Source organism: Lysinibacillus sp. BNK-21 (assembly GCF_048684915.1).
GTDB lineage: Bacteria > Bacillota > Bacilli > Bacillales_A > Planococcaceae > Lysinibacillus > Lysinibacillus capsici.
Genome location: NZ_JBLQTS010000001.1, coordinates 2192344 through 2217121 on the forward strand (window position 1 = coordinate 2192344; position 24778 = coordinate 2217121).

General features: G+C 39.5%; 23 protein-coding genes. 6 read left to right on the top strand and 17 right to left on the bottom strand.

The genetic code is table 11. The features are described 5' to 3' along the window. Nucleotides 1-5 precede the first annotated feature (5 nt). The 8 genes from ACMGGO_RS11125 to ACMGGO_RS11160 all read right to left on the bottom strand — a co-directional run bounded on the left by ACMGGO_RS11125 (nucleotide 6) and on the right by ACMGGO_RS11160 (nucleotide 8236). Nucleotides 6-1082 carry a hypothetical protein gene (locus ACMGGO_RS11125; protein WP_420281908.1) on the bottom strand — a complete coding sequence of 359 codons (1077 nt, stop codon included), beginning with the start codon at nucleotides 1080-1082 and terminating at the stop codon, nucleotides 6-8. Nucleotides 1083-1383: 301 nt separating this feature from the next. Next, nucleotides 1384-2820 carry a proline--tRNA ligase gene (gene proS, locus ACMGGO_RS11130; protein ID WP_420281909.1) on the bottom strand — a complete coding sequence of 479 codons (1437 nt, stop codon included), beginning with the start codon at nucleotides 2818-2820 and terminating at the stop codon, nucleotides 1384-1386. A gap of 367 nt (nucleotides 2821-3187) precedes the next feature. Next, on the bottom strand, nucleotides 3188-4906 hold the full coding sequence (locus ACMGGO_RS11135) for a putative bifunctional diguanylate cyclase/phosphodiesterase (protein WP_112118672.1): 1719 nt from the start codon (nucleotides 4904-4906) through the stop codon (nucleotides 3188-3190). A gap of 391 nt (nucleotides 4907-5297) precedes the next feature. After that, on the bottom strand, nucleotides 5298-5468 hold the full coding sequence (locus ACMGGO_RS11140) for a hypothetical protein (RefSeq protein WP_048392829.1): 171 nt from the start codon (nucleotides 5466-5468) through the stop codon (nucleotides 5298-5300). A gap of 215 nt (nucleotides 5469-5683) precedes the next feature. Continuing rightward, nucleotides 5684-5833 (bottom strand): hypothetical protein, encoded by a 150-nt coding sequence (locus ACMGGO_RS11145; protein WP_004230023.1) that lies wholly within the window; start codon nucleotides 5831-5833, stop codon nucleotides 5684-5686. A gap of 162 nt (nucleotides 5834-5995) precedes the next feature. Continuing rightward, nucleotides 5996-6490, bottom strand: a complete 495-nt coding sequence (locus ACMGGO_RS11150) for a DinB family protein (RefSeq protein WP_048392831.1) — start codon at nucleotides 6488-6490, stop codon at nucleotides 5996-5998. A 57-nt stretch (nucleotides 6491-6547) separates the two neighbouring features. After that, complete coding sequence (locus tag ACMGGO_RS11155; RefSeq protein WP_054550128.1) at nucleotides 6548-7510, bottom strand: tyrosine recombinase XerC; 963 nt, start codon at nucleotides 7508-7510, stop codon at nucleotides 6548-6550. A gap of 312 nt (nucleotides 7511-7822) precedes the next feature. Beyond that, nucleotides 7823-8236 (bottom strand): hypothetical protein, encoded by a 414-nt coding sequence (locus ACMGGO_RS11160; RefSeq protein ID WP_103118120.1) that lies wholly within the window; start codon nucleotides 8234-8236, stop codon nucleotides 7823-7825. Nucleotides 8237-8312: 76 nt separating this feature from the next. Between ACMGGO_RS11160 and ACMGGO_RS11165 the strand changes: the two genes are divergently transcribed. The 3 genes from ACMGGO_RS11165 (at nucleotide 8313) to ACMGGO_RS11175 (ending at nucleotide 11638) form a co-directional block, all read left to right on the top strand. Then, entirely contained in the window at nucleotides 8313-9803 is a 1491-nt protein-coding gene (locus tag ACMGGO_RS11165) for a circularly permuted type 2 ATP-grasp protein (RefSeq protein WP_257960990.1), read from the top strand. After that, complete coding sequence (locus ACMGGO_RS11170; protein WP_374805508.1) at nucleotides 9757-10722, top strand: alpha-E domain-containing protein; 966 nt, start codon at nucleotides 9757-9759, stop codon at nucleotides 10720-10722. Before ACMGGO_RS11165 ends, ACMGGO_RS11170 begins: the two co-directional genes overlap by 47 nt. A 61-nt stretch (nucleotides 10723-10783) precedes the next feature. Further along, the gene (locus tag ACMGGO_RS11175; RefSeq protein ID WP_374805506.1) at nucleotides 10784-11638 is read left to right on the top strand and encodes a transglutaminase family protein; all 855 of its coding nucleotides are present in this window, start codon (nucleotides 10784-10786) and stop codon (nucleotides 11636-11638) included. A gap of 43 nt (nucleotides 11639-11681) precedes the next feature. Here the strand turns inward: ACMGGO_RS11175 and ACMGGO_RS11180 are convergent, their stop codons facing one another. After that, nucleotides 11682-12557: a tyrosine-type recombinase/integrase gene (locus ACMGGO_RS11180; protein WP_054550125.1), complete on the bottom strand. Its 876-nt coding sequence runs from the start codon at nucleotides 12555-12557 to the stop codon at nucleotides 11682-11684. 367 nt (nucleotides 12558-12924) lie between these two features. On the opposite strand from ACMGGO_RS11180, the gene ACMGGO_RS11185 reads away from it, so the two are divergent. Next, nucleotides 12925-13719: an enoyl-CoA hydratase/isomerase family protein gene (locus ACMGGO_RS11185; protein ID WP_048392847.1), complete on the top strand. Its 795-nt coding sequence runs from the start codon at nucleotides 12925-12927 to the stop codon at nucleotides 13717-13719. A 46-nt stretch (nucleotides 13720-13765) separates the two neighbouring features. Here ACMGGO_RS11185 and ACMGGO_RS11190 read toward each other — a convergent pair whose 3' ends face one another. Continuing rightward, nucleotides 13766-14581, bottom strand: coding sequence for an ATP-binding protein (locus tag ACMGGO_RS11190; protein ID WP_016992682.1), 816 nt, complete (start codon nucleotides 14579-14581; stop codon nucleotides 13766-13768). A gap of 14 nt (nucleotides 14582-14595) precedes the next feature. Next, a complete protein-coding gene (locus ACMGGO_RS11195; protein ID WP_054550123.1) occupies nucleotides 14596-15477 on the bottom strand; it encodes an aminoglycoside 6-adenylyltransferase in 882 nt (293 codons plus the stop codon). 232 nt (nucleotides 15478-15709) lie between these two features. Here ACMGGO_RS11195 and ACMGGO_RS11200 point away from each other — a divergent pair, with 232 nt between their 5' ends. After that, nucleotides 15710-16885 carry an aminotransferase class I/II-fold pyridoxal phosphate-dependent enzyme gene (locus ACMGGO_RS11200; RefSeq protein WP_016992684.1) on the top strand — a complete coding sequence of 392 codons (1176 nt, stop codon included), beginning with the start codon at nucleotides 15710-15712 and terminating at the stop codon, nucleotides 16883-16885. Nucleotides 16886-16940: 55 nt separating this feature from the next. Here ACMGGO_RS11200 and ACMGGO_RS11205 read toward each other — a convergent pair whose 3' ends face one another. From ACMGGO_RS11205 to ACMGGO_RS11215, 3 genes are all read right to left on the bottom strand, one after another. Next, entirely contained in the window at nucleotides 16941-17306 is a 366-nt protein-coding gene (locus ACMGGO_RS11205) for a cupin domain-containing protein (RefSeq protein ID WP_374805502.1), read from the bottom strand. 101 nt (nucleotides 17307-17407) lie between these two features. Next, nucleotides 17408-18607: an AI-2E family transporter gene (locus ACMGGO_RS11210; RefSeq protein ID WP_048392857.1), complete on the bottom strand. Its 1200-nt coding sequence runs from the start codon at nucleotides 18605-18607 to the stop codon at nucleotides 17408-17410. A gap of 64 nt (nucleotides 18608-18671) precedes the next feature. After that, on the bottom strand, nucleotides 18672-19622 hold the full coding sequence (locus ACMGGO_RS11215; RefSeq protein WP_374805500.1) for an LCP family protein: 951 nt from the start codon (nucleotides 19620-19622) through the stop codon (nucleotides 18672-18674). A 174-nt stretch (nucleotides 19623-19796) separates the two neighbouring features. Here ACMGGO_RS11215 and msrA point away from each other — a divergent pair, with 174 nt between their 5' ends. Next, nucleotides 19797-20318: a peptide-methionine (S)-S-oxide reductase MsrA gene (msrA, locus tag ACMGGO_RS11220; RefSeq protein ID WP_081011039.1), complete on the top strand. Its 522-nt coding sequence runs from the start codon at nucleotides 19797-19799 to the stop codon at nucleotides 20316-20318. A 61-nt stretch (nucleotides 20319-20379) separates the two neighbouring features. Here msrA and recQ read toward each other — a convergent pair whose 3' ends face one another. The 3 genes from recQ to ACMGGO_RS11235 form a co-directional block, all read right to left on the bottom strand. After that, a complete protein-coding gene (recQ, locus tag ACMGGO_RS11225) occupies nucleotides 20380-22152 on the bottom strand; it encodes a DNA helicase RecQ (protein WP_313872268.1) in 1773 nt (590 codons plus the stop codon). A gap of 7 nt (nucleotides 22153-22159) precedes the next feature. Next, on the bottom strand, nucleotides 22160-23263 hold the full coding sequence (locus ACMGGO_RS11230) for a TcaA NTF2-like domain-containing protein (protein ID WP_374805497.1): 1104 nt from the start codon (nucleotides 23261-23263) through the stop codon (nucleotides 22160-22162). A gap of 254 nt (nucleotides 23264-23517) precedes the next feature. Further along, on the bottom strand, nucleotides 23518-24693 hold the full coding sequence (locus ACMGGO_RS11235; RefSeq protein WP_374805495.1) for a CynX/NimT family MFS transporter: 1176 nt from the start codon (nucleotides 24691-24693) through the stop codon (nucleotides 23518-23520). Between the last annotated feature and the right edge of the window lie 85 nt (nucleotides 24694-24778).

Consider the following 24778-nt stretch of genomic DNA (forward strand, 5'->3'; position numbering starts at 1 on the left):
TCCTTTTACTGTTCATCAAGATATATGCTTCTAGCATCCTCGTCAAAAAACTCTATAATCGTTGGATAATTATTAAGGTTAATATTGGCCTCTTTCAATATCTTTTGCATAAAGATGGTATCGACAAAAATTTTATTGATAATCCTCCTACATATTGATGGTAAGTCATGGAAATACGCTATTAACTGAATAAGGTCATCAAAGTGAAAAGTCAAAATATAAGTGACATAATTCTGTAATAGCATACTAAAGCAATGCTCACGATAAGGATTCGATTGATGATCGAATAGAAAGCTATGAAGCAATTGATAGAATGCCTTATTATTTTGATTAAACATATGTAAAAAATCATCTACATTATTAATTAGATGTAGGTACTCTATGCCATCTTCAAAAGGCATAACGAGTCTTTTTGATTTTCCTTCGATGCTTCTCAAAAGTTCGATTGTCAGCTTCTTGCAAGCATTTATCTCATGTGGTGTTAATAACGCTCTGTCATGCTTATGCTGACAAATATAATCATGATAATGAGAAAAATATTGCTCCATATTGATATTCGTTTTAGCATGAATTAAAGTTCCTTCTTTGAAAGAAAAAGCATAAAGTGTTTCCTCGTTCACTGGATGGCTATACAGATAGAAAAAGAATAAAAAGTCCTTTAACTGTTGTTTCTGCTCTTTGTTGAGTATCGTGACATGCTCTAATTGAGCAAGTTGAAAGAAGCAATAGTTTTTCATAAAATCATTCATTTTGTTATACGGGTTACGTGGAATTATTCTAGTCGTTGCATTTATTGTGTAGAGCAAATAATAGCAAACTTGCTCATCATAAACATCTAGCTGCTTGAAGCAAGATGTAAGCATAGGCTGCTGCCAGTCTGGCTTTTGAACATAATGAGGATTTTGCGGTTGAAATGCCTCTGCCCATTCCAAAAATGTCCCCTGTTCGTGATCAATAAAAAAGAGCTCTGCGCTAGTATCTTCTAATAAAACATATTCGAAGTCCTTCATTTGAACAGCTGGTAAACCCTTATTAAATTTGATATTAAGGTAGTGATCAAATACTTCTTGTAATACTGTCATTCTTATCCCCATTTCTTTAGGATTTTTCAGAAGCAAACGTCCCTTTATTTTATCACAATCATGATGAGAACTTGGCGATAGATGCTAAGGTGGAACACCATTATGAGTGATTAAGACAGCTCGTTGGATCAATGCCTATTTGGAGGTTATCTGGAGGAGCCATGGAGAAACAAGAGTGAGAATTTTGACTATCTAAATGGAAATAAAGTCTTTTTAGCAGAACATCAAAAGCCCGAACTAAATTATAAAACAACCTAGTGTGCTTCATAATTGTTCGGGCGTTCTGTTCATGCTTTGTTAATTAATAAGCTTGTGCAAACCAAACTGTATGTTTTGCTTCATTTCCACAGCCAATACATGTGGTTTTCGTTGTTGGTGGATTGAAAGGAATATTGCGAGATGTGTATTTTGTTTCTTCCTTTACTTTTTCCTCACATGCATCCTCGCCACACCAGCCAGCAAGCACCCAGCCTGGAATTGTGCCATTGTCTTTTGCTGTGTCAATGTGCTGCTGTAATTGTGGAAGTGTGTCAATTGTTGTGTGAGCATTTGCTTCACGGAATTGACGAGCTTTTTCTAATAAGCGCGTTTGCATGGTTGTTAATTCTTCTTCAATAGCTGTAATGATTGTAGCTAAATCAACAGTTCGTTTTTCTTCTTCATCACGCGCTTTCAGTAAAGCTTGCTTGTTTTCTAGGTCACGTGGCCCTAATTCAACACGCACAGGCACGCCTTTTAGCTCCCATTCATTGAACTTATAGCCTGGCGATTGGTCTGAATCATCCAAACGTACTCGAATACCCTTCCCTTTTAAAGCTGCAAAAATCTCATCTAAATGCTCCATGATTTGAGGGTTCTTTTTCCATGGTCCTACTGGAATTAAAACGACTTGCGTTGGTGCGATGCGTGGAGGTAAAACAAGTCCCTGCTCATCACCATGCACCATAATAACTGAACCAATTAAGCGTGTAGATGTACCCCAAGATGTTGTGTGTACGTATTCGTGCTGGTTCGCTTTATTTAAATACTTGATATTAAAGGCTTCAGCAAATTTTGTTCCTAAATAATGGGATGTTCCTGCTTGCACAGCCTTGCCATTTTTCATCATTGCCTCAATAGAATACGTATCGACAGCCCCTGCGAAACGTTCAGAAGGTGTTTTTTGTCCATCATAGACAGGAATTGCTAGCACCTGTTCTACTACTTCTTTATAAATGTCTAGCATTTGCATTGTTTCCTGCCGAGCATCTGCTTCATCCACGTGCGCTGTATGCCCTTCTTGCCATAAAAATTCTGATGTCCGGATAAAAGGCAGTGTTTTCTTTTCCCAACGGAAGACATTTGCCCATTGGTTGATTAGCACTGGTAGGTCACGGTAGCTTTTAATCCAATTAGAGTAAAGATGACCAATCATCGTCTCAGATGTTGGACGAAGGGCTAGCCGTTCTTCTAATTGTTCCCCTGCTGCCTCGGTTACCCAAGGAAGCTCAGGTGAAAAACCTTCGATATGATCCTTTTCCTTTTGAAAGAAGGATTCAGGGATAAGCATTGGGAAATAGGCATTACGATGTCCTGTCTCTTTAAAGCGACGATCCATTTCCTCCTGAATATGCTCCCAAATTTCATAGCCGTCTGGCTTAAAGGCGATACAGCCTCGAACAGGTGTATAATCCATTAAATCGGCTTTTTGGATGGTCTCGATATACCATTTCGAAAAATCTTCTAGTTGTTTTGACATGTGTTCTCCTCCAATTTTGTTAAATGAATACTTGTTCAACCCGTATGAAGATTTAGCTGAAGCAAGAAAAAAGCACAAAGCTGTCCTCTGAATAAGGACGTCTTTGTGCTGGAATGACGTGGTACCACCTTGATTTAGCTTTATGTTGAATATAAAGCCCTCTCACGTTTGGTAACGAAAACGACTCGGTTATGTTTGCATAACATCTCCGTGGTAGGTGTTCAGTCAAGAAGCGGTGATATAGCTCTCAGCAGGTGCTATATTTTCTGTTTCACAATTCTTACTTACTTGGCCACATCATCAAATAGTTTATCATGTTAACAGTTTTACTTTATCCCACTTTAGCAAAATCATTCAGGAATAGCAATTAATAACTGGATTTATTTGTGACAGTATTAACAATGAGATTCGTAAAATCTTCTACAGATAAAGGCTTACTAAAATAATAGCCCTGCACATACTCACATCCATGCTCACGCAGAACATTTAATTCAGCTTCCTCCTCTACACCTTCAGCTACTACTTGGAGATTTAAGGCATGTGCTAATGAAATCATGGCTGAAATCATAGCGATTCCAGACTTCTCAGGTACGATATCACGGACAAAGGCACGATCAATTTTAAGTACATCCACTGGGAATTTTTTTAAATAATTTAACGATGAATAGCCTGTCCCGAAATCATCTAATGAAATAGTTATACCTAGTTCTCGTAATTGCTTGATAGTATCAATTAAATCTTCCGTATAATCAAGCATACTCATCTCGGTAATTTCAATTTCTAATAAATTAGGGTCAATGCCTGTTTCTGCAATGACACTACGCACCATATCTACAAAGCCACCTGTACTAATATGAATTGGTGAAATATTTACAGCTACCCGCAATGATAAATCATGTAATTCATTCCACTGACGAGCTTGAGCACAGGCTTTACGTAAAACCCATACACCAATATCATTAATCAATCCACAATCCTCTGCAAATGGAATAAAACGATCTGGCGGAATATGACCTAATTCAGGGTCATACCAGCGTAGCAATGCCTCCATACCAATAACAGAATCCGTTTTTAAGTCGATCTTAGGCTGATAATGTAATTCTAGACGATCTTGCTTTAATGCTTGATGTAATTTCGTTTCCAGCAAAAGCCATTTATCATTGGCCTCGTCCATATTATCACGATATAGTCGATATTGATTACCTCGTGTAGATTTTGCAGCATACATAGCAATATCCGCATTTTTCAATAATTCTTCCACAGAGTTTGCATGATCTGGGAATACACTGATGCCGATACTAATACTCGCATAAAATTCATAGGTATCGACAATAAAGCTTTCATTGAAGACGCCAATAATTTCCTTAGCCATTTCATCAATGCGATTGACATCATTTAGAATCATGACAAATTCATCGCTATTGTGGCGATAAAAAGAATTCGAAGTATGATCAATATTGCGCAGACGATTGGACATTTCCACTAAAAACATATCGCCAATAATATGACCAAGTCCGTCGTTAATGTGTTTGAAACGATTCACATCAATGAAAAATAACGCAAACTTCTCTCCTGTACGTCGAGATTGATGAAATTCATTTTCTAAACGCTGTTCTAATTTGCGACGATTTGGTAGCCCTGTTAGTTCATCGTGATAGGCAATATGAGTAATTTTTTTAATGTCCTTTTGCGCTGTAATATCTACGCGAATGGCAATATATTGATAAGGCTTTCCTCGTTCATCTAGGAACGGAAAAATCGTTGTTTTCACCCAATATAAACTGCCATCCTTTGCACGATTGCACACCTCGCCATTCCACATATCGCCATTACCGATTGTTTTCCACATCTCTCTAAAGAAAGATTTGGGATGAAAGCCTGAATTTAGTAAACGGTGATCTTGACCAACTAATTCTTCACGCGTATACTTCGAAATTTTACAAAAATGATCATTAACAAAAGTAATTTTTCCGGTACGATCTGTAATCGCTACAATGATGGAACTATTCATGGCGGAAAAGATATCTTGTAATTCTTTTAGACTGTAGTTCATTTGATTAACACTACTAGGCGTGATATTCATCATTTTCATTCTCCATTCATTAAAATATGAAGGGTTTGGTACTTTTGCTTTATCTTACAGCGAGGTATAAAGTTGTGGTATATCGCCCTTTTTTATGTAATTATATTATAGTCTTAGAAAAGCAGTTAATTCAACCCAAATCTCAAAAACATTCAAAGCTGCATTTGATAGTTTTTAATAAAATAGACAAAAATTAGTGGATATAACCTCCTTGTAATTGTCTAAATATATTGTTATTCAATACTTTTGAACTATATTAAATAGTTTATTTAGGCTATTTATCTTTTTAATACAAAATATAAAAGTTTTATATAATATGTTTGAGTGTCTTGTAAAATTTTTGTTAAAGTAAAATGCCTTACTGTCCCACATAGGAAGTAAGGCATTTTATATGTTAAGAGACCTCATATTCTATTGAACCCCCTATTGATTTCGCCTGCATGTTGTAGGCATCTAATTGCTCTTGGGATAAACTTGAAATGTAATAGTGAAAATTAATAGGCTCTAGCCCATGCTCCTCACATACTTGACGATAAAATTCATAACCTTCTCGATAATCTGTCATCCTCATAACTTCCTTTCACATTCCCTATTTTACGTCTGATTTTTTTGTTATATAACAGAAATATTATTTGTTTAAAAATATATAACAGTCTACTGTAGTTATCAATGAATTATCTGAAATTTCTTGCTGAAATCACGAAAGCCCAGACCATTTTATTTAGTATGGCTGGGCTTTTCATAAAATATTCACGGCGGCTTCCGTCATAATCACTCCTTTTAGATTCCTAATTGTTTTGCTTGCATATTGTAAGCCGAAAGTTGTTGCTGTGATAATTGTAATACATAGTAACGGAAAGAAATTGGCTCCAATCCATAGCGCTCACACATTTCACAATAAAATTCATAACCATCACGATACTTTGACATTTAAATTTCCTCCTCTAACTAAATCTGTTTTATAACAGTTGTTATTATTTTTATTTAATATATAACAGATTATGTAGCACGTCAAGAGATTATAACAGAAAAATTGAATAACAATAAAAGGAATTTAGCTCCTCTCCTGTGGCCAAATTCCTTTCATATATGTTATTCTCTAACGATTTCTTGTAATTGCTTGATATGACGCTGCTCGTGCATATAGACCATTTCAATCCATTGGTCGAGTGGTAATTCTCCTAAGGCTGGGTGCTTCACAGCGCGCTTAGTTAATGCTTCAGGTTCCTCGATTGTTTGCAAAAAGGCGAGGAGGTTCTTTCTTGTTGTAGCTAGTAAATCCAGCATCGCTTGAACAGTGAAAGGCTCTTCTGCTGGCTCTACAATAGGCGGTGCTTGGAACTTTCTTGTTCGATCTAAGATGAGCTGAACATTTTTTCGAGCGGGTGTTGACTGTTCCTCTGCCTTTAATCCCCATGTAATGGCTTTCTTTGTTGCTTCCTCTACTAATACGAGATGATGACAGATTTGTGCCACACTCCAGCTTTGTGCATCTGGTTTCTTATTAAAGGTTGTATCGTCCAATAAGTGAATTTCCTGAAGCAATTGTGTTCTTGTGGTATCGAGATGTTCTTTGACGTTTGACATCCTTGGCTCCCCTTTCATTAGGTCTTCTACTATATATTCGATATGGAGAGGGGAAAATCATCTTTCACGAACAATATTAAATGGATTATTCTCTAAAACATGCTGTAGCTGCTCATCTTCAATATGTGTATAAATTTGCGTGGTTGCGACGCTAGAATGCCCTAAAATGTGCTGCAAACTACGGATATCTGCCCCTGCTTTATACATCATCGTTGCGGATGTATGGCGTAGCTTGTGTGGTGTAAGTCGTTCTTTTTGAAGACCTGACTGCTGATTAATGCGTTTAACGATTTTGGCAACGGTTTGACGTGTAAAGCGTGTTCCCTTCTGAGACACAAATAGGGGCTCCTCGCCTTCGCCTTTATAGGGTGTCTTCCCACTGTTTTCATAGTCAGCAAGTGCCTGCATACAGCTATCATTTAAATAGACGGTGCGCTCTTTGTTGCCCTTCCCAATTACCGTTAAATAACGTCCTTGAATGGATGTCTTATTAAGCTGACATAGCTCGGTGACACGTATTCCTAAATTTAAGAAAAACATCATCATGCAATAATTTCTCGGGGATGCCTGATTGCTTTTAATCCCATCTATAAATTGTGTAGCTTCTTGTAGGTTCATATAAATGGGTCGTTTTCTGCCTATCTTTGGTGTCTCTAATTCATCTGCAGGATTTTCCTCGATAAGTCGACGTTTGCCTTTTAAGTATTTAAAAAAGGATTTTAATGTGGCCACTTTTCGTGCTCGTGCAGCAGCTGAATTGCCTCGCTGTACTTCGCAATATTCCATGAATAAATAAAGATCCTCTAATGTCATTTCGCGTATTTCTTCTATTGTAATAGTGCCAATATCAATGGCGGATAAATTCTCTATATCCAAATCCTCCTGGACAGCTTTGTGGAAGCGGAAAAATAAGGTCAGGTCATATTCATATTCTTTTCTTGTGCGCTGAGACTTTCCTTTGATGGTTGTTAAATAGACAAGAAAATCCTTCATGAATTTTGGTTGTTTTGTTTTTTGCATGCTCATCACCTCTATTTGCTCTATTTTACCATAAAAAAACGTTCCCAAATATAAATTTGGGAACTTTATTGAAAAAAAATGCCCTTTTTCGCACGTCAGAACAAATGTTCTGTTCGAAGGTAATAAAAAAAACCCTTTTTAAAAAGAGGATTTTTGTTACAACTATTTTGTGACAGTTATAGGATTTTAGGCATAAAGTTCTCGGTAAATGAATATTAAAATCTAGTAGACTTTATTTGCTGTGTGAGACGCTTCGAAAAAACAATAGATGGGTAACTGTCCATGTCGATTCGTCTCACAACGCGCATGGGATTATTTTACAAAAACTGAATAATTCCCATCCTCTTGTTTTGTTAGTGACCAGTTTGTCGATAACATTTGCTGAAGTCTTGTGACTGTTTCCTCATCACACGTTAAATGCTGGATACCTGTTTCTAATAGTTGGTAATCCTTCCCTTCTTCTAATTGAAAGCGTAGCTGCAATAAACGTTGGATGCCTGGTAATGTTACATACTTGATTCGATAATGGCCATGGTATGCATTTAAGAACTGTTGTTCCCCTTCCTGATATAGAGCCATTGTCTCGCTAAATTCATAGTTTGGCACTTGTTCTTGCCAAGCTGACACATCCCCCGAACGCAAAGCTCGTAAAATTTCCTCGTCTGATAAATTTAATTTGGATAGTTTATCTAATTCATACGCTTGCATTAAATTAATGATGGTCATGGTTGTTAGCTCCTTTTATGTATTTATTCACAGTGTAACATGTTTTCACTACTACTTGAATTCGGAGGCGATCCATATGATGAATTTATATGATTCTAGTCTGTTTTTCGATGAAATGTTTGATGGCAATAAGCCAAAGCCTCATTATCGATCTTTTCATCATAAGCTAACCTTTTTTTCGCGGGAGCAACTTGAAGAAAAATACCGACAAGCGCAAGCGAGCTTTCTCAGACAAGGGATTACTTTTACGGTATATGGTGCACAAGATGGAACAGAACGTACCATGCCTTTTGATTGTGTCCCAATTATTATTCCTCAAAGCAAATGGGCCATGATTGAAGCAGGTGTCAAGCAGCGCGTGGAGGCACTCAACAAATTTTTACAGGATGTTTATGGACAGCAAAAGATCTTTCAGGACGGTCTTATTCCGAGGCAGCTTGTTGAAAATAATCCTTATTTCAAACCAACCATGAGAGGACTTCAAGTACCAATTGCGAATCATATATTTTTAGCAGGGATTGATTTAATTCGGGATGAAAAAGGTGATTATCATGTACTCGAAGATAATTTACGCAACCCTTCCGGCATTTCCTATGTCTTTGAAAATCGGGATGTGATGAAGGAAGTATACCCTGAATTTTTCTCCAAGCATACGATTCGACCTCTTGATAAACAAATGGCTTATATGAAAAAAGCACTTCTTGCCCATCGTCCACCTTCCATGCAAGCAGAAAGAGAGCCTAAAGCTGTACTTCTGACAGCAGGCATGTACAATTCTGCTTATTACGATCATGTTTTTTTAGCCCAGCATTTAAACATCCAGCTCGTCGAGGGCCGTGATTTAGTTGTACAGGATTTGAAGGTCTATATGAAAACCATTTATGGCCTACAGCAAATCGATATTATTTATCGGCGGATTGATGATGACTTTCTAGATCCTACTGTCTTTCGTGAGGATTCTTTATTAGGTGTTCCACATTTAATGGCTGCTTATCAAGCAGGTCATGTATCCATCTTGAATGCTGTTGGGAATGGAGTGGCAGATGATAAAGCAATGTATGCCTATGTGCCTGAGATGATTCGCTATTATTTACAGGAAGAACCTATTCTACCGAATGTGAAAACCTATCATCTAGGAGATGACAGTCAGCGTGAATGGGTGCTAGAGCATATACACGAGCTCGTTATTAAAAATGTAGGAGCCTCTGGTGGCTATGACATGTTAATTGGTCCACATGCGAGTAAGGAAGAGATTGCTTTATTTAAGCAAAAAATTGTTGAACAGCCCTATCAATACATTGCACAACCAACGATTAAATTGTCCAGAGCACCTGCCTTCCAGAATGGGCGATTTTATCCTTGCCATGTTGATTTACGTGTCTATGTCATGAAAGGTGAGGATTGCTATGTGTTGCCTGGTGGTTTATCCAGAGTGGCACTACAAGAAGGGTCTCTTGTGGTGAATTCCTCTCAAGGGGGCGGTGCAAAGGATACGTGGATTTTAAAGGAGGAATTGCAGCATGCTAAGTCGAGTAGCCGACGCGTTGTACTGGATGGCACGTTATAGTGAACGTACACAAACAAATGCACATATATTACAGGTACAACTGTTGAATATGTTGGAGCAATCTGGGCAAGAACATGATTATATTGATCATTGGGAGGCTGTTTTAAATATTTGTGCCTCTAAGGAGGAGTATTTAGCAAATTACACAACGATTCGTGTTAACCCTTTGATTGATTATCTTCTGTTTTCTGAGAAAAATGGCAATGCCCTTCATGCCACATTGCGTGCTATTCGGGAAAATGCACGAGTTACACGTGATAGTATGCCAACGGAACTTTGGGAAATTCAAAATTCCTTTTATTTAACAAAGCAACAGTCCATACTAAAAAGAGAACGACCGATTCCACTCATTGCCCTTCAAGATTTTTTACAGGATGTACGAAAGACTTTATGGATGGAGACAGGGTTAATTGAGGGCTCGATGGATCACGATCTTCCTTTCTATTTTATGCAGGTCGGCAAATGGCTTGAACGAGCAGAAAAAACCATTCGGATGATCGTGATAATCGTAGAACAACAGAAGCGAACAGGTACGTCACTGTTAGAGGATGATGGTACCTTTTTATTGGATCTTTCCGCAGCAAGAGAATCTTTCATGCGGAAGCATCGCCAGACCAATTTACTAACGGTCATTCGGTATTTAGTCCAAGATGCGCATTTCCCATGTTCTGTGATGTTCTGTGTAAAGAAAATAGAAGAAGCCATAACGGCTATTGAACATGATTCTTTATCCCCACGATTTTTAACGCTTCAGTCGGATATTAGTAGCCTGGTTCTTGCAATCGATCATATCGATTTTTGGCAAATGACTATTGAGGAAACCCTAAAAATGATGGAGGAAAGATTGTCTCAATGTATGGCTTTTAGTGATGCCTTTTCGACAATCTATCATTTATATGAACCCAGCGTACAACCTTGAAAGGAATTCACCACAGCTCCCTTTCAACAGGCAAGTCAGTAAGCAGAAGGAAGCGGACACGATGAAATTTGAAATTCAGCATACAAATATTTTTCAATATGAGTCTGAAGTCGATCAAAGCTTGAATACTATTCGTTTAAAGCCGCGTAGCGATGAGCGTCAGCGATTATTATCTTATCGAATTGCCATAACGCCATCCTCCCTAACCCGTGAGCATACGGATATTTGGGGCAATACTGTTGGTTCCTTTTATATACCAGAGCAACATCAAATACTAGAAATTCATACATCTTCAATTGTAAGTATTCAGCGTGCACCATTTATTCATCGTATTCAATATTCGCCCGAAATGCAGACCATCTTTCACTCACAGCTATTCTATGAGCATTATTTACCGTATTTAAAAGCAACACATTTTACATTTATGACAGAGCAGCAGCTAGAGGAAGTTTATCATGCGATCGGTCATGCTGAAAATCCTGTGCTCTTTTCGCTTAATTTAATGCAGTATTTATATTCTAGCTTTGAGTATGACCCGACAGCGACCAATGTAACTACAATAGCAAGTGAGGCATTTGCAATAAAACGGGGTGTTTGTCAGGATTTCACCCATGTCATGCTTGCTGTTTTACGGGCGAAAGGAATACCAGCTCGCTATGTCAGTGGCTATCTATATGTCGATGAAAACTCAGCCCTCATCGGAGATATCGCTACACATGCCTGGGTAGAAGTCATGATTCCAGGTATTGGCTGGATCGGTCTTGATCCCACAAATAATGTGGAAGTATTAGAAAACCATATTATTTTATGTATTGGACGCGATTATAGTGACATTAGCCCTGTGGAAGGGGTATATACAGGAGGCAAGCATGATTTAACAGTCAAAGTAAATGTCAAAGCATTGAATCATTTATAAAAGGCGTGCAGTAATGGTGATAAATCGCGATTACTGCACGCTTTTATTCTAGGCGCTGCTGTCTTTCTGTTAGCACCCATTTCCGTACATAGCCCATTTCTTGTTGAATGTGCTCCAGCGTTTTTTCCTGTTGAAACGCCCGTTGCATCACAGTATAACGCAAGTCAGTGGCTCTTACATTCTTCCCTATATCTTGTGACATCGTTTGAAAAATGCGTTCAACTGTTTTCGTAGTAATCGGCTTCGCTAAACTTGCCTCGCTTACCCAAACCCATTCCCCTACCTCTTGCTCATGTAAATTGGTCGTCTCTTTTTTATACTGTGCGAGCATGTCCATGAGGATCGGTGAACACTTTATTTCTCGACGTCCATTTCGGTTGGCTATAAAAAGAGTCGCTTTTTCTTCATTAAAGTGTGTCCATTTCATGCGAACGAGCTCGGCAGGCTTACAACCTGTTTCCATCAACACTTGAACGATACAGCCGTTGCGTCTTGCCAGCCATGCATGCTCCTTTGTTTTAGCATATTGAAAATAGGTGGGCCATACGTTTGCAATTTGCATGATCTGCTTATTTGTCAGTGCTTGCAGTGTCTCTTTTTGTCTTTTTTTCGGCTGTAAAAGATGCTGATAATCAAAAGGCTCCACCCATTCTCGTAAAAAAATAAAGTCAACAAAGCCTCGTAATGTCGCTATTTTATGATTAAAAGTATTGATATTACTGTAAGTTTCCTTTAAATACTCGCAGTAAAGCTGTAATAAATTTTTCAATTGATGATCTGCATACAAGTAGTTTTGCTTATGGGCGAAAGTTAAAAATTGCTGTCCGTCCATATTGTATTGTTTTTTTGTAGCAGCACTTTTTTTCAAAGATTGTAGCAATAAATAGTAGCTATTCCATGCGTTCCTGAGTGTAATCAAATCGTCCCTCCTTGTCTACTTTGCGTGAGTTATTTATATTTTACTATATTTTGGGTGCGTAGGTTCAACTGCATTTTATCATATTGTAATGTCGGATAATCTGTATTTCTATAACAGGAACCCGCTTCTACCATTCAAATGCCCTTTACGTAATGAAGAAACATATGTTCCTAAAGTAGTTTCTCATAATTTTTGCTTTCTTACAATAGTAAATTCCGCTCCCCTGTTATAGTACAATAATTGCTTACTATTCCCTACATTCTTGTATAACAATGCAATTTTATGTGAAAATTCGTATCATTTCGTGTTTATGGTTAATTGTGTTATATAATAAAGATAGACACTAACATGTAGGAGGCTTTCCGATATGCAAGTAAAAACGACTCGACTGGAAGCAGAAGATGCGAAAATTATTTATCAAGAAACAGCTGGACTAGCGATTATTACGATTCATCGACCACAAGCAAAAAATGCATTAACCGCAAACATGTGGGATCAATTAGCCAAAATTGCCCTACAAGTATTAGATAATCCGAAAAATAAAGTACTAATTTTACGAGGCTCTGGCCAAAACTTTACAGCGGGCTCCGATATTAAAGAGTTCAATGCCATTTCTCTTGAACAAGCTGAAGAAGCCTTTGTACATATGGAAAAAACCATTTCTACCATTGAGCGCCTCCCGATTCCAACGATTGGCGTCATCAATGGGCCTGCGATGGGCGCTGGCTTGGAATTAGCCTTAGCCTGCGATATCCGCATTGGCTCTGAAAAGGCCAAGCTCGGCATTCCTGTCGGTAAATTAGGAATCACCTTAAATAACAAATTTGCACAGCGTTTAGTCCAGCTTGTCGGCCCTGCCACAACCAAGGATTTAGTCTTTACAGGACGAATGTTTAAAGCAGAGGAAGCCTTCAAGCTTGGAATGCTTAACTACCTAGTAGCTGAAAAAGATTTAAATAAATACATGATTCGAATGGGTAAGCTGGTTGCAGGAATGTCGCCTGAATCCTTACTTGCCGTGAAGCAATCTGTTCAAGAATGTCTCGATAGTGCGCCGACCTTATGGCAAGGCTCTTCACCATTTGTAGGCAGTGATTTCGCAGAGGGTTGTCGTGCCTTTGTGGAAAAACGCCAGCCACAGTTCACTCGCCAGCCTAAATAAAAAACAGGTACTCTTAACGCCAACGTGCGAGCGGAGTACCTGTTTTTTACGCTTTTTTCTTTTGCAAAGCCGTTTTTACATGTACATGAATAGCATCTAATTCATAGCCAAAATGTAGATAAAAATCTTGTTGCACAGCTTGTTGTAATTCCACTAAACGCGCTGCTAATGGATAATCGATCGGCAGCTTTACTTGAATAGTGAGGATAGCTTGAACCTGATCCCCTAGCACAAATTGTGCTTGCTCGACCTTTTGTACAATTGCCTGTTGGCTACAGCAGTATGTCAGTAGCTGTACATAAACATGCTTGCTGATTTCTATATATTCCCGCTGAAAATCAGGACGTACAATCGTCGTTTCCCCGATTTTTTCTCGTTTCGAAGAAAAAATCTCCATGCCCTTTTGCACCAATCGTTTAAAGAAATTTTGCTCCACTTGTCTATATGGAATCGGCATAACATGCTTGCCCTGTGTTTGACGGATAAAGCGTGCTTTTTGAATTTCTTTCAATGAACGGACATCTTCTACATTATAATAGTGTTCAATCGGACCCAGCTCTAGCTGCTTGGCAATACTATTCGTCATTTTAGTCGATGTACCTATCAGTAAAATAGATTGTACCTGATGATGAGCTAGCGCCTTTTGGACAGCCTCACGATGAACTGGATCTGTAAAAATGGCACGTCGTACAGCAGTAATTGTATTCTTTTCGAATTTAGCAGAAAGACCTGCCACTCTGACGCCATTCACAATGAGTAATCCATCATCAACAATGGCCTCCACCCCTAATTTATGGGCAAAGGCCAGCGCACTTGTACTTTTGCCTGTGCCGCTTGGTCCACTTAATGAATAAACCTTCAATGCCCTCTTCCCCCTTACAAAATCGTTTTCGCATCTGGTGGTAATGTACATACATGCTTCAAATAGGCTGACATACGAGCATCATCCTCGTGAGGGTACGAGAACTGGAAGTGATGGGCAACCTCCTTTGCGATGCTTCGAAAGAGTGTACATGCCGCAAACAGGGCATTCCACATGTTAGCATAATCAGCGTCTGCATAGGTTTTTACGTACAATGCCCAATAATTAGCTGGCACATAGTTTTTTAAATACTTTCCCATTTTGCCTGTAGATATCTGAAAATGATGATGCTGACCAATCCACCAATTAAGCATTTGATGTAAGGACTGCCTTGTCGTTTCCTCAAACATTTGCTTGGCATATGGGAGTTCGTCTCGCCAAATGCCCTTGGCTATATTTTGTAAGCACCACCAAAAATCATTGGTACAGCTGGCAAATTGCCCCACAGTCGGTGGACTAATATGATAGCCACAATCTGAAGATGGAGAGATAGATGGCAAAAGCTGATCCTTATCGAGTAAAGGGACTGTCAGCTTGTCTTGTCCATATTCATCCAGCATAGCTTGTGTCGATAATAAGCGAAGGTCAATGCGATGCCCATCCTTTAATAACATTAAATATGTATAGCTATAAGAAAAGTCTTTGTCCAAGCCAAGCCCCTTATCCAATCGATCAGGCTCCTGCACCATCAGCTGCTCACCAAATACTTGAATCCATTTATCATCTTGTAAGAAAGAGGCTATATCTGTTACGACATACACAACATCAAAATCCTGAAACATATCCCTTGGTACATTCGGATTTGCTCTTGAGCCATTTAGGTAAACAGCACGAATTCTAGTGTCCTGTTGTGCAGTGGCTAGGATTAAATCATACATTTCTTGCTCTGTTCTCATAAGACTCACCCCACCTGAAAAGCTTTATACTCAGTATAATACACTTTCCTCTTTGAAGGAATTTATAGTAGCTTCTCCCAATGGCAGAAAATCTTTTTTCGCTAGTCTATGCACACATCCTCTCCATTATATAAATATTTTCTTTTTTCAGAATATCTGTCCCTTTCTGCGCTTCAGTATGATAAAATGTGAACTACTATTCTGTTATACAACTACAAGGAGTGTACTAGTTTTGAAAATCGTACCATCTAAAAAAATGTCATTATTTACACCAGCAATTTTCGGAGATTTGAAAAATTTTGCTCGAGAGCAGCAAGCAAAGGGCATGACCTTAATTGACTTAAGCTTAGGCAGCCCTGATCTTCCTCCGCATGCCAAAATACGTGAGCATCTTTCCTATCGTGCAGGTTTAGCCGAGTCTTATGGCTATACACTGACTGGCACACAGCGTTTTTATGACGCGGTGAGTCGCTACTATAAGCGTCGTAGTAATGTGGATCTAGATCCCGCGACAGAAATTATTCAAACAATTGGTTCGCAAGAAGGCTTAGTGCATTTACCAATTGCCTTTTGTGATCCAGGAGACATCGTCTTATCCACAAACCCAGCTTATGTAGCGTATGACGCAGGGATTCACTTAGCTGGCGCAACACCTTATTACATGCCTCAAACAGCCGACAACGATTATTTACCTGATTTAGACGCTGTACCAGAAGAAATTGCACAGAAAGCAAAGTTATTGATTTTAAACTTACCAGGAAATCCTGTACCAGCGATGCCGTCATTAGCATACTTTGAAAAAGTCATCGCCTTTGCTAAAAAGTATAATATCATCGTCCTCCATGATGCTGCCTATTCAGAGTTCTATTTTACGGGAGATGGCCCTATTAGCTTCCTAGCTGCACCAGGAGCAAAAGAGGTTGGTATGGAGATTAACTCCCTCTCTAAAAGCTTTAGCCTTGCTGGAACGCGTATTGCCTATATCGCAGGAAATGCAGAAATGATCGCTGTTATTAAGCAATTAAAATCAAATTTAGATTTCGGTATTTTCGAGCCTATTCAGGATGCGGCTGTTGTAGCACTGGATAACGCAGAGGAAATTACGGAAAGCTTACGTGCCACTTTCTCAGAGCGCCATAAAACGCTGATGAATGGCTTACAAGCTTTAGGCTGGGAAGCCGCACCCTCTGATGGTGGAATGTTCGTATGGGCTAAATATCCCTATGCTATCGATTGCACAGAATTAGCCTTTCAATTGATTGAACAAGTAGGCGTTGTCACAGTTCCAGGAACCGTATTTGGTACAGCTGGACAAGGCTATTTACGTTTAGCATTAGTTCAACCAAAGGAACTTCTACAAGAAGCCGTGGATCGCTTAGCAAAAGTACAATTATTAGCAAAGCAATAATTAGTCAATGTAAAAACCCTTCTAACATTTTGTTGGAAGGGTTTTTCTATGATGGTTAAATCCACACATCATTTTCAGCGGTAAGCTCTGATTGCTCCTCACCTGTATTCACGACACCCATTGGCTCTACAAGCAGAATTTTACACTCCGAAGCTGCAAAGGGTTTATGTTCCACATTGCGTGGGACCACAAACATCTCTCCTGCACGCAAGCTTACCTGGCCATCTCGGAATTCGATGATTAATTGCCCCTCAAGGACGATAAATACCTCATCCGTATCCTCATGCTTATGCCAAACAAAATCCCCCTGAACTTTGACGAGTTTGAATTGATAATCATTCATTTCAGCAATGACCTTTGGAGACCAATGCTCTTGAAATTTAGCCAGTTTCTCTTGAGAATTAATCGGTATGTATGCCATTTCCTTTTCCCCCTTGCTTTGACTCTACTACTAGAATAGCATAATGCCGTTTTCTACAGCAAAAACCAGCTACTGCGTTGCTAGCAGTAGCTGATCGTTTATTAGATATCATATTTTTGATGAACGTCATCTTCGTAGCGATTATAGCGCTGCTTAAAGAGCTTGAATAAATGCGTGACAAGTACCTTAAAGATTGCATAGCCCGGAATCCCTAAAATAACGCCTGGGACACCAAATAAGGAGCCTGCAGTTAATAGTACAAAGATAATCGTAATCGGGTGAATACTGAGTGATTTCCCCATAATTTGCGGTGAAATGAACTTTCCTTCGATTAACTGAACGATTGTCCATACAATTGCCAGCTTAATCAGCATCAATGGGGATGTAACAAGAGCGATAATGACTGCTGGTGTGATCGCAATAACGGGTCCTAAATAGGGCACCACACTTGTAATCATGGCAAGGAAGCCGAGCAATAAAGCATACTTCATGCCAATAATTAAGAAGCCAATCGTCACCATTGCCCCAATACACATGGATACTAAAATCTGTCCCTGTATGTACGAACTAATTTGCTTGTCCATGTCATGGAAAATGTCAGTTACCTCTTTACGCATACGTGGTGGGCACACTTTCAGCATAAATTTCGGTAATTTTTCGCCCTCTTTTAGTAAATAAAACAGAATGAATGGCACCGTTACAAGTGATAGCACAATACCTGTTAACGTTGAAAGGAAGCCGGTAATACCAGATGCCACACCCTGTGCTACATTGGTCGCCATATCCTTCACTGTTTTTACCATATCCGTTGTGAAGTTATTCAAAACTTCATCAAAATTAAAACTAATTTTATCTAAGTACTCATTAAAACGTGAATGATTTAGGAATTCTACAATGTTTTGTGTAAATGCCATGAAGTACTCTGGGAATTCCTGTGCTAAATTCGTGAACTGATCGCGTAAAAACGGATAGACTAGCACCACAAGTAACGTAATGACACCAATGACCGCAATATAGAGGATTAAAATACCCCATATTCTTGGTATGCGCCATCGTACTAGAATCGCCAGCAATGGGCGTAATAAATAGTAACCAATGACGGCTAGTACCCCTGGTAAAATGACTACTTCAAATAAAACTTGTAGCGGGGTAAAGATAAAGGAAACTTGATTAAACATAAAAATAACACATGCCACCAGTAATAAAATTACCAGTGTAAATAATAGGTTTCTACCACCTAAAAAACGAATAAACTTGGTTGCTAACAGGCTTGAACGCTCTTTTGGTCTCTCTTTTTCCATATATCCACCCCAATCCAAATGCTCTACCTTTATATTACAGGATAATGCTGGTTTTTGCGAAACATCACTCTAGTGAAATACCTAAAAAATCACTTAAAAAGGCTTTGTTTTGCTCCACATCGATGACAATAGAATCGCCCGCATGGCTAAAGTTTTGGAATTGATAGCTACCCTCGATAGGGATGGTTGCTTTCTCAATGTTTACCTTGCCCTTTGATAGCAATTTAAGTACTTGCTGCATTTCCTCAGTAGATGAATAATCTGTTGTGATATAGCCCTGTGCCGCACCAACAAATTTTGGTAAATGCAACATATTCGTAGGCGTTAATAACTCTGTTTTTAATGCCTCAATCACTTTTTGCTGACGTGCAACACGCCCAAAATCTCCTTCTGCATCATGACGGAAACGCGCATAACCTAGTAACTCCTGTCCATTTAAACGATGAACACCTTGCTTTAACTCTACCCCAATATTTTCAGACATGTCCTTTTCAACATCCATTTCCACACCATTTGGCGCTAAAATATCCACTAAGGATTCAAAGTTTTTAAAATCAATTAGTGCATAGTGATGAATCGGTAGGCCAAACATATTTGTCAATGTATCCTTTAATAGCTGAACACCGTCTAGGTAGTAAGCTGTATTAAGCTTATAGGATTGATAGCCTGGAATATCCGCGTAAATATCGCGCATAAAGGATACGAGTTTAATGTCGTTGTTTGCTTTATTCCAGGATAATACCATCATTGTATCAGTCCGTGATTTTTCCTCTCCACGTGTATCGACCCCTAAAATCAAATAGTTTTCGATATCCCCTTTGATGCTATCACCCGTAAAATCCTCCTGTGTAACTTTGGTGTCGTTGGCTAGCTCAAGCCCGCTGCGATATTGCATGACCGAATAGCCGACAATCACAATGATACACAATAGTAATAGTGTAAAAAATGTTCTCCCTTTACGTAATCGACGCTTTTTAGGACGTTGGGAGCGTCTCGTATAATCTTGCTCTTCCATAACAACTAACTCCTCTATTTTGATATAGTTAATGTAACGATTGATTAGCTAGAAAGTTTCATTATAAAAAGGATCTATTCCATGTTTTTCTATCTAAACGTTATTTTACACCCATTTACACAGTTTGGCGTAAAACAATGCTATAATATTTTCACAAAAGAAAGGATGATTCAAATGATAGAAAAAGCGACATTTGCTGGCGGCTGTTTCTGGTGTATGGTCAAGCCATTCGTCGAGTGGGACGGTATACATAAAGTCACTTCAGGCTATATGGGTGGCCACTTAGAAAACCCAACCTATGAAGATGTCAAAAAAGGAACGTCAGGTCATTTAGAAGTTGTCGAAATCGAATTCGACCCTGCTATTTTTAGTTATGAGCAGCTCCTTGACATTTATTGGATGCAAATTGACCCGACGGATGCGTATGGACAGTTCCATGACCGTGGTGAATCCTATACTACAGCAATCTTTACCTATACAGATGAGCAAAAGCAAATCGCAGAGGCTTCGAAAGAAAAGCTTGCCAATAGCGGACGCTTTGATAAACCTATTGTAACCAAAATTCGCGATGCTGAACGCTTTTATCCAGCAGAGGATTATCACCAGGATTATTATAAAAAAGAGACAGCACACTATCAGCAAGACCGTGCCGTTTCTGGGCGTGATACGTTCATTGCGAAGCATTGGGAAAAATAATATAAAAGAGGTGTCTCCAGCTTGTGGGACACCTCTCTTTTATACAATAGCAACAAATTTATTAAACAGAGGCTTCTAAAAACGATTGTAGTGCGTCAAAGAAGCGTTGACCATACTTCTCAAATTTTACTTCGCCTATACCACTCACCTGTCGTAAATCCTCCAGTACAGTTGGTCTCTTATCACATAATTCACGTAACGTTTTATCAGAAAATACAACAAATGGTGGGACCTTTTCCTCGTCGGCAATCTCTTTGCGTAATACCCGTAAGTGTTCAAATAATGGATCATTATCCACCAGCTTCTTCACTGTGACAGCTTCCTTACGCATGACCTGTCGATTGCCAAGCAGCACTTCCTTGCCTTCAGCAGATACATAAATTGTAGGGAATGTACCGTGCTTCACGGCCAGCAAGCCCTCTGCAATTAAAAATTCGATAAAGTTGGAGACATCCTTTGAGGTATATTGTCCTTTTAAAATGCCATAGGTCGATAAACGGGCAAAGCCAAATTCAGCGATCTTTTGATTTTTAGAGCCAATTAGCACCTGTGCCACCATGGTCTTCCCGAATTTTTGTCCCATACGCACAACACAGGCCAGCACCTTTTGCGCATCCTCTGTCACATCTGTCACTGCTCGCCCATCAATACAGTTACTACAACGCCCACATGGCTCCTCCTCAACTTCTCCAAAATACGCTAAAATCGCATTCTGTAAGCAGCCCTCAGTATGGCAATAATCGACCATTGTTTGTAGTTTAGCTAGCTCCTGTGTAATACGAGCCTCATCCTGTGACTGTTCGATAAGAAAACGCTGTGTTTGAACGTCCCCTGAAGCATACAATAAAATACAAGCACTTGGCAGGCCATCTCGGCCAGCACGGCCCGCTTCCTGGTAATAGCTCTCCATATTACGAGGCATTTGATAATGCAACACAAAGCGCACATTACTTTTATCAATACCCATACCAAAAGCATTCGTTGCCACCATGATACGTGCCTCATCTTTTAAAAACCGCTCCTGCTCAGCCATTCTTAAATTCTCTGATAGACCTGCATGATATTTCGCAACGTCTTCACCAGAGCGACTCAGCACATCATAAATGGCATCCACAGCTTTTCGAGTAGCTGCATAAATGATGCCCACTTCCTGTTTATTTTGTTGAACATAATTTTTTACATAGCGTTCTTTATTTTCACCAATTAACACCGAAAGTGCCAAATTCTCACGTGAAAAGCCTGTCATGACTGTTGCCTGCTCATCAATCTCTAACAATTGACGAATATCATCACAAACCGTTGGCGTTGCAGTAGCTGTCAGTGCTAAAACAGTGGGTTTTTGGGGCCATAGCGTAAAAAGCTTGTGGATCGAACGATAGCTTGGTCTAAAATCATGCCCCCATTGCGATATACAATGAGCCTCGTCAATCGCAAGTAATGGGACAGATAAATACGACAATGCTTGAAGAAACGTAGTACTTTCCAGTCGTTCAGGTGCAATATAGAGGAGCTTTAAATAACCCGCACTAGCAAGCTGCATGGTTTCATCCACTTCCTGTGCCGTCAGCGTACTATTAATATAGGCTGCTGGAATATTTGCTGTACGTAAAGCCTCCACCTGATCTTGCATCAGTGAAATCAGTGGCGAAATCACGATGGTTAACCCCTCAAGCATTAGCGCTGGAATTTGATAGCAAATGGATTTCCCTCCACCTGTTGGCATGACACAAAGACTTGACTGCCCTCGTAATGTTTGTTCAATAATCTGGGCTTGTCCTTGCCGAAAGGTATCATAGCCAAAATGATGCTGTAGCATTTGTCTAGCTTGCTCCATGCAAAATTCACTCCTTGTTTGTGAGACCAAGTAGCTTGTACTCGCCCTGTTCATTTTTTTCTAACTCATACAACATGTTGGAGTAGGCAAGTGCCTCCTGTCCAGCAACATTCGTCAGGATATATTCCGTTTTAGCCTGTACGATAAGACGCTGTCCCTCTACACGAATTGCCTGAATATCCGTGTTTGAGAAATGAATTTTGGCTTGCTTGGAAGCATAATAGGCAACCATACTAGCCAAGGTTTCCTGTATAGCCTCTGTCCCGACAATCGGTTTCAAAACACTTGCATCCTGGGTTGTCACAGCCCCCTTTAAATACTTGTGAAACGTATCTAAAAATAGCATAATTTCATCGGTATTATACGCAAATATATTTTCTCCATATTGTTCGATTGCTTGCTGTACAGCTTCTTTATCCCCTTGTTCAATATAGGGGTATAAGTTTTTCGATTGGGAAAGTCGTACACTGGCTGTCATGCCCTCCTCAATCCATTCATCGATGGATGCTTGGAATTCCTTTATAGGCAATATGTATGGCTGCGACGCTCCTTGCTGTTGTCGATTAAAATATAATCCGACAATGGCTCCGTTTTCAGCCTCCATGACAGGGCTTCCTAAAGGTATCGATTGTTCCGCTTTTATATAATAAGCCGCTACTTTATCTTGGTATTTTTGAATCGTATAGGGTAAGCCATTCACATAAACAGCTAGCTGATTTAGCTCACCTTCATATAAATTAGGCACTTGCACATCCGCTTGATAGGTTACTCGTAGCAGGGCCATATTATAGGCTGTTGACATGACATGAATAGTCGCTGCTACCAGCTTGTCCTGACCAAATTGAACGAGGGCAGTTGGTTTGGAAGCCACTAGTGCGCCATTCGTTAAAATATACAGTTGATCATCCTGCTGCCTGATAATAATGCCTGCTCCAACACCATACTCTCCAATTACTTTGACCTCTGGGACAATTTTTTCCTGTTGCTTCGTCACAGCTCCCTCTGTTTCCACCTCTGCCTTTTTATTTTGAAACCATCCTGTCCCTATTTGACTGTCACAGCCTGCTACCAGAAAAGCTGCCGCTCCTAAAATGAGCACTTTTTTATACATACCTTCACCAAAACTTTCTATTCTACATTCTCTCTTCTCTATCATAATCAAGGACTAGTAATGTTTCAAGTTTACATAATATTATTATTGGAAAATTAATATTAGAAAAATGCAGCAACTTCCCTAAAGTCATTTCTTTCTACCCATTAATATTGATGGAAGACAAAATTTGCTGTGAGGATGGAAGGATATTATACCCTCAAAATAATTTTCACATAAAAAGACATGTGCAACCTGACACATGTCTCTTACAATCATTTTTTTCTTAATAGTCCTGTCGTTACTAGAATGCCGAGCATTAATAATACAAAGATCAGATACGTCCATGTATGGTTGCCCGTTAGGTCATAGCACACGCCTATTAGAATGGGGATAATGGCACTTACCATAAAGCCACCTGCCAGCACCATAGATGACCAACTAGTGGCCTCCTGATCATTTTTGGCTTCATCAAGAGGCAACAGTAGTCCTATTGGAAATAGCCCGCTTAGCACAATACCAATTAATAAAACAGCCAGCCATAGGTAAATACCCGCTGTCAGCCAGAGTAGCATAAATCCAATCATGCCGACAAAGCTAAACACTAGTAGCCAGGCCATTCGACTTGGCCATTTTTCCATGAGAATTGGTACCGCCATATTCCCTATCATTTGTACAATAGACATAATTGTTAGCATGGCACTGGATGCCTCTAATGACAGGCCTTTATCCTGCAATAGCGGCGTAAGCCATGACATGATTGAGAAAAAGAGTGATGTTTGTAAACCAAAGTACAGTAAAATTACCCAGGCACGTCTAGATGTCCACGGATTACGGACTTCTTTTGACGTAGTTACTTGTTGGAGCTGCTCGTTGTGTTCGGATGGAATTGCCGCTAGCCAGATAACGAGCGCAACTATAGCAAGGATTGACCACATACCAAGGGCGATTGTCCAGCTATTACTGAAACTCTGATAAAAAGTCACGGTTAAGGCTGCACTTAAAGTAGCCCCTACGCCTATACCGAATGAATAGATACCGACTACTGTCGTAAAGCGTTCTGGAAACTTTTTCTTAATATAAGCATTTAGGATAGGACCAATCATTGCAATCGCTAAGCCTGCCGCAAAGCTTGTCACGATGAGCAAGAGATAGCTTGCTTGGAAAAAGCGTAGCCCATTCGCGACGACAAGGATGGCCACTAAAAGGGTGATAGCTGATTTCGTGCCCATTTTTCGCTGAAGCGGGACAGCCAAAGGTGCGAATAATCCCATACAAAAAACGGGGATAGCTGTGAGAAAGCTCATGCTTGTATTCGAGACATGTAAGGATGTCATGAGGACATTAAAAAGCGGTCCTATTCCCGTGACAGCTGGCCTCATATTAAGAGCCACAAAAAATATACTAATGACCACGAAGGTGAGTGATAATGTCCAATGTTTTTTAGCCAATTGTTTGATCCCCTCTGTTATTACGCAGCCTTCATTTATGAAAAGCTTGCATGGATTCCTCTATCCTTTTATCATGTTTTCGATG

What these genes read in the sequence shown, in the direction of transcription:
- ACMGGO_RS11125 (WP_420281908.1), bottom strand. Translation starts at nt 1,082, where the DNA reads ATGACAGTATTACAAGAAGTATTTGATCACTACCTTAATATCAAATTT.
- proS (WP_420281909.1), bottom strand. Translation starts at nt 2,820, where the DNA reads ATGTCAAAACAACTAGAAGATTTTTCGAAATGGTATATCGAGACCATC.
- ACMGGO_RS11135 (WP_112118672.1), bottom strand. Translation starts at nt 4,906, where the DNA reads ATGATGAATATCACGCCTAGTAGTGTTAATCAAATGAACTACAGTCTA.
- ACMGGO_RS11140 (WP_048392829.1), bottom strand. Translation starts at nt 5,468, where the DNA reads ATGACAGATTATCGAGAAGGTTATGAATTTTATCGTCAAGTATGTGAG.
- ACMGGO_RS11145 (WP_004230023.1), bottom strand. Translation starts at nt 5,833, where the DNA reads ATGTCAAAGTATCGTGATGGTTATGAATTTTATTGTGAAATGTGTGAG.
- ACMGGO_RS11150 (WP_048392831.1), bottom strand. Translation starts at nt 6,490, where the DNA reads ATGTCAAACGTCAAAGAACATCTCGATACCACAAGAACACAATTGCTT.
- ACMGGO_RS11155 (WP_054550128.1), bottom strand. Translation starts at nt 7,510, where the DNA reads ATGCAAAAAACAAAACAACCAAAATTCATGAAGGATTTTCTTGTCTAT.
- ACMGGO_RS11160 (WP_103118120.1), bottom strand. Translation starts at nt 8,236, where the DNA reads ATGACCATCATTAATTTAATGCAAGCGTATGAATTAGATAAACTATCC.
- ACMGGO_RS11165 (WP_257960990.1), top strand. Translation starts at nt 8,313, where the DNA reads ATGATGAATTTATATGATTCTAGTCTGTTTTTCGATGAAATGTTTGAT.
- ACMGGO_RS11170 (WP_374805508.1), top strand. Translation starts at nt 9,757, where the DNA reads ATGCTAAGTCGAGTAGCCGACGCGTTGTACTGGATGGCACGTTATAGT.
- ACMGGO_RS11175 (WP_374805506.1), top strand. Translation starts at nt 10,784, where the DNA reads ATGAAATTTGAAATTCAGCATACAAATATTTTTCAATATGAGTCTGAA.
- ACMGGO_RS11185 (WP_048392847.1), top strand. Translation starts at nt 12,925, where the DNA reads ATGCAAGTAAAAACGACTCGACTGGAAGCAGAAGATGCGAAAATTATT.
- ACMGGO_RS11195 (WP_054550123.1), bottom strand. Translation starts at nt 15,477, where the DNA reads ATGAGAACAGAGCAAGAAATGTATGATTTAATCCTAGCCACTGCACAA.
- ACMGGO_RS11205 (WP_374805502.1), bottom strand. Translation starts at nt 17,306, where the DNA reads ATGGCATACATACCGATTAATTCTCAAGAGAAACTGGCTAAATTTCAA.
- ACMGGO_RS11210 (WP_048392857.1), bottom strand. Translation starts at nt 18,607, where the DNA reads ATGGAAAAAGAGAGACCAAAAGAGCGTTCAAGCCTGTTAGCAACCAAG.
- ACMGGO_RS11215 (WP_374805500.1), bottom strand. Translation starts at nt 19,622, where the DNA reads ATGGAAGAGCAAGATTATACGAGACGCTCCCAACGTCCTAAAAAGCGT.
- msrA (WP_081011039.1), top strand. Translation starts at nt 19,797, where the DNA reads ATGATAGAAAAAGCGACATTTGCTGGCGGCTGTTTCTGGTGTATGGTC.
- recQ (WP_313872268.1), bottom strand. Translation starts at nt 22,152, where the DNA reads ATGGAGCAAGCTAGACAAATGCTACAGCATCATTTTGGCTATGATACC.
- ACMGGO_RS11230 (WP_374805497.1), bottom strand. Translation starts at nt 23,263, where the DNA reads ATGTATAAAAAAGTGCTCATTTTAGGAGCGGCAGCTTTTCTGGTAGCA.